Origin of the sequence: Sphingomonas segetis, assembly GCF_009720245.1 — a bacterium.
Taxonomy (GTDB): Bacteria; Pseudomonadota; Alphaproteobacteria; order Sphingomonadales; family Sphingomonadaceae; genus Sphingomicrobium; species Sphingomicrobium segetis.
In genome coordinates this window covers 1-8038 of sequence record NZ_WJSQ01000124.1, presented here as the reverse complement: position 1 = coordinate 8038, position 8038 = coordinate 1, and the positions used below count along the sequence as shown (strand labels likewise).

Genomic DNA, 8038 nt, shown 5'->3' with positions numbered 1-8038 from the left:
CGAGCTCGTCGACCTTCTTCAAGAGATAGCGGTTGAGCTGGTTGGTGTCGGTCGGCGCTTCCGCCGCCATTTGCACGGCCTGGCCGATCATCGGCGAGGGCGCCAGCGCACCTTCCGACCCGCCAAGCAGCTCGTCGAGGCCGGCAAGCGATTCGCCCGCCTTGAGTCCGGCCTGCATCGCTGCCCGTTCCTCGGCGAGCCGCGTCTCCTCGCCTTCTTCCGGCGCGAGCGCCTCGATCTCGGCCGAAGCGTGCGCAAGCCATTCGCGGTCGCGTTCTGCCGCCGCCAGTTCGGCGCGCCCCTGCGCGAGTTCGGATTCGATCCGGACGACCTCGCTCCAAGCCGTCTCGACGTCCCGCCGATGGAGATGGCCGAAAGCGTCGAGCAGCGCCCGGTGGCCCTTGGGGTTGAGCAGTCCGCGGTCATCGTGCTGGCCGTGGATTTCCACCGCCAGCGAACCCACGTCGCGGAGCAATCCGGCAGGGGCGCTGGCGCCGCCGAGGAAAGCGCGGCTTCCGCCGTCGCTCTTCAATGTGCGCCGCACGATCAGCGGCTCGCCCGGTTCGAGCTCGATTCCCTGCTCCTCGAGCAAGGCATAAGCGGTGTGCCCCGCCGGAAGCTCGATCTCCGCCGAAACGGAAGCGGTCTCTTCGCCCGACCTGACAAGGCCGGCGTCGGCGCGCGCGCCGAGTGCCAGGCCGACTGCGTCGAGCAGGATCGACTTGCCCGCGCCGGTTTCGCCGGTGAGCACGCCGAGCCCCGGCTCGAACTCGAGCTCGAGCTGCTCGACAAGCACGATGTTCCGGATCGAAAGCTGCCTCAGCATGCGCGGGAGTTTAGCGAAACAGGCTCAACCGGCCAGCTTCGCCCGCGCATGGGTGGGATCACTGCCCGCCGGGCGTGCGGCCCTGAGGATAGGCATTGGCCTTCGGGCCTTCGGGAGCAGCCGGAGCGACGGTAGCCCCCGGCGTCACCGCGCCTGGCTTTGGCGCCTCGGCCGTCCACATGCCCGTGTGCCGTTGCTCCGACCGCAGCAGCCGCAGCGACTGCCGGTACCAGTAGGTCTCGGGATAGTTCTTGCCGAGCACGGCCGCCGCCTTCCATGCCTCGTCGGGCATGCCGAGCGCGAGATAGGATTCGACGAGCCGCTCGAGCGCCTCCGGGGCGTGGCTGGTCGTCTGGAAATTGTCGACCACGTTGCGGAACCGGTAGGTGGCCGCGAGCCAGCGGGCGGAGCGCTGATAATAACGCCCGATCTCCATGTCCTTGCCGGCGAGATGGTCCTTGATGAGGTCGAGCTTGAGCCGGGCGTCGGCTGCGTAGCGGGTTTCGGGATAGCGGCGGATCAGCTCGTTGAACGCCTCCGACGCCTGCTGGGTCGTGGTCTGATCGCGGGTGACGTCGGCGATTTGCTGATAATAGCTCATTGCCACGATGTACTGGGCGTAGGGCGCCTCGTCGCTGCCGGGGTGGATCGTCAGGAACCGCTGCCCAGAGCTGATTGCTTCATTGTACTTCTGCGCGAGATAATAATTGAACGCGCTCATCACCTGGGCGTGACGGGCCCAGACCGAATAAGGGTGCTGGCGCTCGACCTCGTCGAACAGCTTGGCCGCGCGCACGTAATCGCCGCCCTGCATGGTGCGCTGCGCGGCGCCATAGAGCGAACTCACGTCCCTCGCGACATAAGCGGTGTCGCCCTTGGTGCCGCCGGTGGCGCAGCCGGCCAGCGGCGCCATGCAGGCACAAGCGAGGAGCAGGGTGGGGAAACGTGAAAACTTCAGCATGGGGACCTCTTTAGCGGCGGCTCCGGAACAGGCCAAGCGGCGTTCGGCCGGTCCTCGCGAGAAGCGGAGCGGCCCGACCTGCCTAACTCGGGTCGCAAGGACGAACAGGGGCTGAACGGCGCATCAGGCGGCGCCCGCCCTTGCCGCCTCCTTCTCCTCGGGCTTGAGGAAGCTGTCGGGCTTGACCCCGAGCCACACCAGCACCGTCGCCGAAATGTAGATCGACGAATAGGTCCCGACGAAAATCCCGAGGAAGATGGCAATCGTCAGCCCGAAGATCACTTCCGGCCCGAGCAGCAGCAGCATGCCGAGAGCGAGCAGGATCGACAATGACGTGACCATCGTCCGCGACAGCGTCTCGTTGAGCGAGAGGTTGAGCAGCGGAATGATTGCCATCTTGCGGTATTTTCGCAGGTTTTCGCGAATCCGGTCGTAGATGACGACGGTGTCGTTGAGCGAATAACCGACGATCGTCAGGATTGCCGCGACCACGTTCAGGTCGACCTGCAGCTGGGTCAGCGAGAAGAAGCCGAGAGTCATCGACACGTCGTGGAACAAAGTCACCAGCGCGCCGACGCCGAACTGCCACTCGAACCGCAACCAGATGTAAATGGCGATCCCGAGCATCGCGAGGCCGATCGACAAGGCGCCGTCGGTCGCCAGCTCCTCGCTGACCTTGCCCGACACGGTTTCGACCGCGTCGACCCTAGAACCGGGATATTTTTGCGCGAGCATCGCCCGCACCTGGCTCGCGGCACGGTTGGCCGCGGCCTCGCCGCCGTCGGGCTTGGGCAGGCGAATCTGATAGCTCTTCGGCCCGCCCGATTCCTGGATGCTTGCTTCCCCCAGGTGCATGCGGTCCACATCGCTGCGGAGCTGCTCGACGTCGACCTTCTGCGCGAATGTGGCGCGGATCATCTGCCCGCCGACGAAGTCGACGCCAAGGTTGAGGCCGCGAATCCCGACGATGGCGAGGCTGGCGATCGTCACGAGTATCGAGAGCGTCAGCGCGACGTTGCGCCACCGCATGAAGTCGATGTTGGTATGGTCCGGGATGAGCTTCAGGAGCTTCATGAAAGCCTCAGATATGGAGTTCGCGGGGGCGGGTGCGCCTGACCCAGAGCGCGACGAGCATCCGCGTGAAATTGACCGCGGTGAAGACCGACGTGACGATACCGATCATCAGCACGACGGCGAATCCGCGGATCGGACCGGAGCCGAAATACCACATCAGCCCGGCGGCGATGACGTTGGTGATGTTCGCGTCGAAGATTGCCGTGGAGGCTTCCTTGTAGCCGGTTTCGAGCGCGTCGAGGATCCGCCGCCCGCGTCTCAATTCCTCGCGGATGCGCTCGTTGATCAGCACGTTCGCGTCGACCGCGGCGCCGATCGTGAGCACGAAGCCGGCGATTCCGGGCAAGGTCAACGAAGCGTTGAACAGCGCCATGATGCCGAGGATCATCAGCGCGTTCACGATCAGCCCGTAGGTCGTATAGAGCCCGAAGCGGCCGTAAGTGACCAGCATGAAGATGATCACCGCGACGACCGAGACGACGCTGGCGACGATTCCCTTTTCGATCGAATCCTTGCCGAGATCGGGACCGACCGTGCGCTCCTCGATCACGTTGAGCTTCACCGGCAGCTTGCCAGAGGCGAGCGAAACAGCGAGGTCGTTGGCGCTCGCGACCGTGAAATTGCCGCTGATCTGCGCCTGTCCGCCGAGGATCGGTTCGTTGATGTTCGGCGCGGAAAGTACCTTGTCGTCGAGGATGATCGCGAACGGCTTGCCGACATTTTCCTGAGTCACCCGGCCGAAGCGGCGCGCGCCGTTCGTGTTGAACCCGATCGAGACGACCGGCTGCCCGTTCTGGTCGAAGCTCTGCTGGGCCTTGATGATCTGGTCCCCCGAAACCATCACCCGCCGCTTCACGGCGATGTTCCCGGTTCCGTCGGCCATGGGCAGGATCTGACTGCCAGGCGGGGCGTGCCCCTGCTGGACGTCGGCGGGATTGGCGGAAAGGTCGACGAGCTTGAACTCGAGCCGCGCGGTCTGTCCGATCAGCTTCTTGAGTGCTTCGGGGTCCTCGACGCCCGGCACCTGCACGAGGATTCTGCGGTCGCCCTGGTTGATGACCGTGATTTCCTTGGTCCCCTGCGGATCGATCCGCCGGCGGACCACGTCGCGGGCCACGGTCATCGCATCCTTCAGCGCCCGGGCCGTCCCGCCGGCGGTCGGAGTCAGGACGATGCGGGTCGAATCGACGACCTGGACGTCCCAGTCGCGCGAGCCGGTCAGGCCCACGGGACGGGTGAGTTCCCGCAGCCGCTCGACCGCCGCGTCGAGTTGGGTGGGATTGCGCACGATGAACGACAGCCGTCCGCCCGACGTCGAAATATCGCCGATGTCGATGCGCGGATCGCGGCGAAGCTCGGTCGTGACCGTGTCCTCCATTCCCTGGAGGCGCTGCTTGGAAATGTCGTTCGAATCGGCCTCGAGCAGGAGCTGGCTCCCGCCGGCGAGATCGAGACCGAGGCTGATCTTCGCACTGGGAAGCCAGCTCGGCCAGTTGCTCGCGAGCGATGTCTTGGCGGTAAGGCTGGGGATCGCGAGGAAGATGCAGACGAAAATCGTCAGCGAAATCGACCAAATTTTCCAGCGCGGGAAATCGAGCATCTCGCCGGAGCCTCAGTCGTTCGCCGGCTTGGCGTTGCGGGCCAGTACTTGCGTGATGGTCGTCTTGACGATCCGCACCTTGACGCCCTGCGCGATCTCGACCTCGGCCTCGTCTTCGCTGACCTTGGTGACTCGCCCGCGGATGCCGCCGCCGGTAACGATTTCATCGCCCTTCTTGATCGCCGCGATCGCCGCCTGGTGCTCCTTCACGCGCTTCTGCTGCGGCCGGATCATCAGCAAGTAGAAGATCACGAAGATGAGCAGCCACGGCGCGATCCCCATCAGGAGGCCGGCAGTGCCGCCGCCCGCGCCGGGCGCCGCCTGCATCATCATCAAGTTCGGTGAGCTGGACATTTAGGACTTTCGGCTGATCGCATGATGACTGCCCCACTCCGCTCCTCCGGAGCTTCGAAGGGCATCCCGCATAGCTCGCGAAAGCGAGCGACGCAGAATGGTCGGGGCGACTGGATTCGAACCAGCGACCTCCACACCCCCAGTGTGATGCGCTACCAGGCTGCGCTACGCCCCGACCTGGCCGCGGCATCTAGGCAGGGCTACCCGACAAGGCAAGGTGGGAGGGTGCGAGTGGGCCGGCGACGGCGGAAGGGCAAGGCAGGCAAGTGGGTTGGCCGGCTGGTGACCGCGTTGCTGGCGCTGCCGGCGCTGTACCTCAGCGCCGCACTGGCCGGATCGCTGATCCCGGTCAACCGCGGCTGGACCGAGGCGAAGCGGGGCACGACGATCTATATCGCCGACAACGGCATCCACGCCGACCTCATCCTGCCGATCGCGGCGCAGGGGCTCGACTGGCGGCCGCTGATCCCGACTAGCGACTTCGCGGCAGTCGCTCCCGATGCCGGATGGATCGCGTTCGGGTCGGGCGAAAAGCGCGTCTATCTCGATACGCCGACGTGGTGGGACATCACGCCGCGTACGCTCTGGGGCGCGCTCGCCGGCGGGCAGCGGGTAATGCATGTCGAATATGTGCCGGCACCGTCCTACGCGGTTCGCCAGATCACGCTGCGGCCCGAGGAATATCGACGGTTGTGGGCCGCGATCCGCGCGGACTTCGCGCTCGACGATCGCGGCCGGCCGCAGCGGATCGATCACCCCGGCTACGGGCCCTCCGACGCATTTTACCGCGCGAACGGTAAGGCCAACGCGATCCGCACCTGCAACGTGGTTGCGGCGCGGTGGCTCGCAATTTCCGGGGTCGAAACCAGCGTCTGGCCGCCATTCGTCAACGGCCTGGTGTGGCGCTACCGGCGTGAAACCTGGCTGCGCCCGCTCTAGAGCACGTAGCGGCTGAGGTCGGCGTTCTTGGCGATTCCGCTGAGCTGCTGCTCGACGAACGCCCGGTCGACGACGAGCGTCTCGCCCGAGCGGTCTTCGGCCTCGAAGCTGATGTCCTCGAGCAGTTTCTCCATCACCGTCTGCAGCCGGCGAGCGCCGATGTTCTCGAGCGCTTCGTTGACCTCGGCGGCGATCCGGGCGAGCGCCTCGATGCCGTCCTCGGCGAACTCGACGCGCACGCCCTCGGTGCCGAGCAGTGCCTGATACTGCTCGGTCAGGCTGGCCCGGGTCGCGGACAGGATGCGGACAAAATCCTCCTGCGTCAGCGCCTTCAGCTCGACCCGGATCGGAAGCCGCCCCTGCAGCTCGGGAAGAAGGTCGGCGGGCTTGGCGAGGTGGAAGGCGCCCGAGGCGATGAACAATATGTGGTCGGTCTTGAGCGGCCCGTACTTGGTCGCGACGGTCGTCCCTTCGATCAGCGGCAGCAGGTCGCGCTGCACGCCTTCGCGGCTGATCGATCCGCCGCGCACGTCGCTGACCGCGATCTTGTCGATCTCGTCGAGGAAGACGATGCCGTTGGCCTGGGCATCTGCGAGCGCGACGCGGTTGATGTCGTCAGGGTCTACACGCTTGTCGGCTTCCTCTTCAGTGAGGCGCGCGAATGCGTCGGGCACCTTGAGCTTGCGCCGCTTGCGCGGCTGCTGGCCGCTCATCTTGCCCATGATCGACTTCAAGTCGATCACCTGCGCGCCCATGCCGGGAATGTCGAACGGCATGCCCGGCGCATCATCGACCTCGATCTCGACCTCGGCCTTGTCGAGGCTCTTGTCGGCGAAGCGCTGACGGAAGCTCTGCCGCGTCGCCTCGCTCGAGCCCTTGCCGGTGAGGGCGTCGAGCAGCCGCTCCATCGCGGCTTCCTCGGCGGCGGCTTTCACCTTGCTGCGGCGGCGGTCGCGCTCGAGCCGGACGGCTTCCTCGACCAGGTCGCGGGCGATCTGCTCGACGTCGCGGCCGACATAGCCGACCTCGGTGAATTTGGTCGCCTCGACCTTGACGAACGGAGCGTCGGCGAGCTTCGCTAGCCGCCGGCTGATCTCGGTCTTGCCGCAGCCGGTCGGCCCGATCATCAGGATATTCTTGGGCGTGACCTCTTCGCGCAGCTCGGGCGCGAGCTGCTGGCGCCGCCAGCGGTTGCGCAGCGCCACGGCGACCGCTTTCTTGGCATCATTCTGGCCGACAATATGCTCGTTCAATGCGGCGACGATCGCTTTGGGCGTCAGCCTGTCCTTCAGCACTTCGGCTTGCTCCCCGCCGCTCTGGGGAATGCTGGCTTGATAGTTCATGTCGCCAGCAATGTCGGGGCCGCCCGCAGCCACTTCAAGCGGCGCAGCGGAAGCGGGAGAAGAAGCGCCGGTGCGAGGCGATGATGCGCTGGATCATCGCCGGCTCGGGTGTCGGGTCCCACTCGTCGAGCTCGAACGTGCCGCCGAGCAGGATTCCGTCGGGCCGCGGAAACATGTAGCCCGGCGAGCCGGTGAAGGCGTAGTTCACCTCCGGCTGCGGCTCGAGGATCGCGAGCTGGCCCCGCGCGGGCTGGAGCTCCTGGTCGCCGAACAACTCGCGGCTGCCGAGGCCGGTGCAGTTGAAAATCAGGCTTTCCGGAAGCGCGGCGAAGTCGGCCGGAGTCGCGAACTTGCGAACCTCGATCCTGCCGCCGGCGATGCGTACGTCGCGGGTCATCTGGCGGAGGTAGCGGCCGGTCTCGACGTACATCGTGTCGTAGCGAAGCACGTTCTCGAACGGGAAGGGGTGCTCGGCAGGCCTGAGCTGGCGGTTCACCGGCGGGAAGCTCTCGAGCAGCTGCGCCTCGGGACTGCGCCGCTCGACAAAGGTCGGAAGCCAGCGGACGCCGGAGTCCTCGCCGACCATGATCTGGAAGCGCCGCCAGCTATAGTCGAGCGCGCGGGTGAACTGCGCCTTGAACGCCGGCGTGACGGCTTCGTCGTCGAACACCGCATAGGGGTGGAACTGCCCGCCGGCGATGTTCGAGGTCGTGTCGGGGGGAAGCGCGGCAGTGTAGATGGTCACCGGAAAGCCGGCGTCCTGCACCAGCCTCGCGGTCGACAGGCCCATCACGCCCGAGCCGAGCACCGCGACCGCGCCGCTGTGGCCCGGGAGGCCCAGATCGGCCGCGAGCTTCGCGCTGCCCCAGCTCAAGGTAATGCCGCCGCCGCCGTGGCCGTAATTGTGCACCAGCCGCTTGTCGCCAAGCGCCTCGGCGCGG

The 8038-nt window shown here is 66.2% G+C and carries 8 protein-coding genes and 1 tRNA gene; 1 reads left to right on the top strand and 8 read right to left on the bottom strand.

Features of this window, described 5'->3' with window-relative positions:
* The 6 genes from GH737_RS11205 to GH737_RS11180 form a co-directional block, all read right to left on the bottom strand.
* Positions 1-826 (bottom strand): AAA family ATPase (locus GH737_RS11205; protein ID WP_155264901.1); only part of this gene is annotated, 826 nt, incomplete at its 3' end.
* Positions 827-884: 58 nt separating this feature from the next.
* Positions 885-1787, bottom strand: coding sequence for an outer membrane protein assembly factor BamD (locus GH737_RS11200; protein WP_155264900.1), 903 nt, complete (start codon positions 1785-1787; stop codon positions 885-887).
* 123 nt (positions 1788-1910) lie between these two features.
* Positions 1911-2861, bottom strand: a complete 951-nt coding sequence (gene secF / locus GH737_RS11195; RefSeq protein WP_155264899.1) for a protein translocase subunit SecF — start codon at positions 2859-2861, stop codon at positions 1911-1913.
* A 7-nt stretch (positions 2862-2868) separates the two neighbouring features.
* On the bottom strand, positions 2869-4461 hold the full coding sequence (gene secD, locus GH737_RS11190) for a protein translocase subunit SecD (RefSeq protein WP_155264898.1): 1593 nt from the start codon (positions 4459-4461) through the stop codon (positions 2869-2871).
* Between the two features lie 12 nt (positions 4462-4473).
* Positions 4474-4815, bottom strand: a complete 342-nt coding sequence (gene yajC / locus GH737_RS11185) for a preprotein translocase subunit YajC (RefSeq protein ID WP_230558772.1) — start codon at positions 4813-4815, stop codon at positions 4474-4476.
* A gap of 98 nt (positions 4816-4913) precedes the next feature.
* A tRNA-Pro gene (locus tag GH737_RS11180) sits at positions 4914-4990 on the bottom strand.
* A 56-nt stretch (positions 4991-5046) separates the two neighbouring features.
* Between GH737_RS11180 and GH737_RS11175 the strand changes: the two genes are divergently transcribed.
* Positions 5047-5754 carry a TIGR02117 family protein gene (locus GH737_RS11175; RefSeq protein WP_196233118.1) on the top strand — a complete coding sequence of 236 codons (708 nt, stop codon included), beginning with the start codon at positions 5047-5049 and terminating at the stop codon, positions 5752-5754.
* Here GH737_RS11175 and hslU read toward each other — a convergent pair.
* On the bottom strand, positions 5751-7046 hold the full coding sequence (gene hslU / locus GH737_RS11170) for an ATP-dependent protease ATPase subunit HslU (protein ID WP_155264902.1): 1296 nt from the start codon (positions 7044-7046) through the stop codon (positions 5751-5753). The two genes, GH737_RS11175 and hslU, sit on opposite strands and share 4 nt — an antisense overlap.
* An 85-nt stretch (positions 7047-7131) precedes the next feature.
* On the bottom strand, positions 7132-8038 hold a 907-nt coding region (locus GH737_RS11165), incomplete at its 5' end, for an FAD-dependent oxidoreductase (RefSeq protein WP_155264896.1).

Excerpts from the sequence above, each read along its gene's own strand:
- GH737_RS11200 (WP_155264900.1), bottom strand. The coding sequence starts at position 1,787 with ATGCTGAAGTTTTCACGTTTCCCCACCCTGCTCCTCGCTTGTGCCTGC.
- secF (WP_155264899.1), bottom strand. The coding sequence starts at position 2,861 with ATGAAGCTCCTGAAGCTCATCCCGGACCATACCAACATCGACTTCATG.
- secD (WP_155264898.1), bottom strand. The coding sequence starts at position 4,461 with ATGCTCGATTTCCCGCGCTGGAAAATTTGGTCGATTTCGCTGACGATT.
- yajC (WP_230558772.1), bottom strand. The coding sequence starts at position 4,815 with ATGTCCAGCTCACCGAACTTGATGATGATGCAGGCGGCGCCCGGCGCG.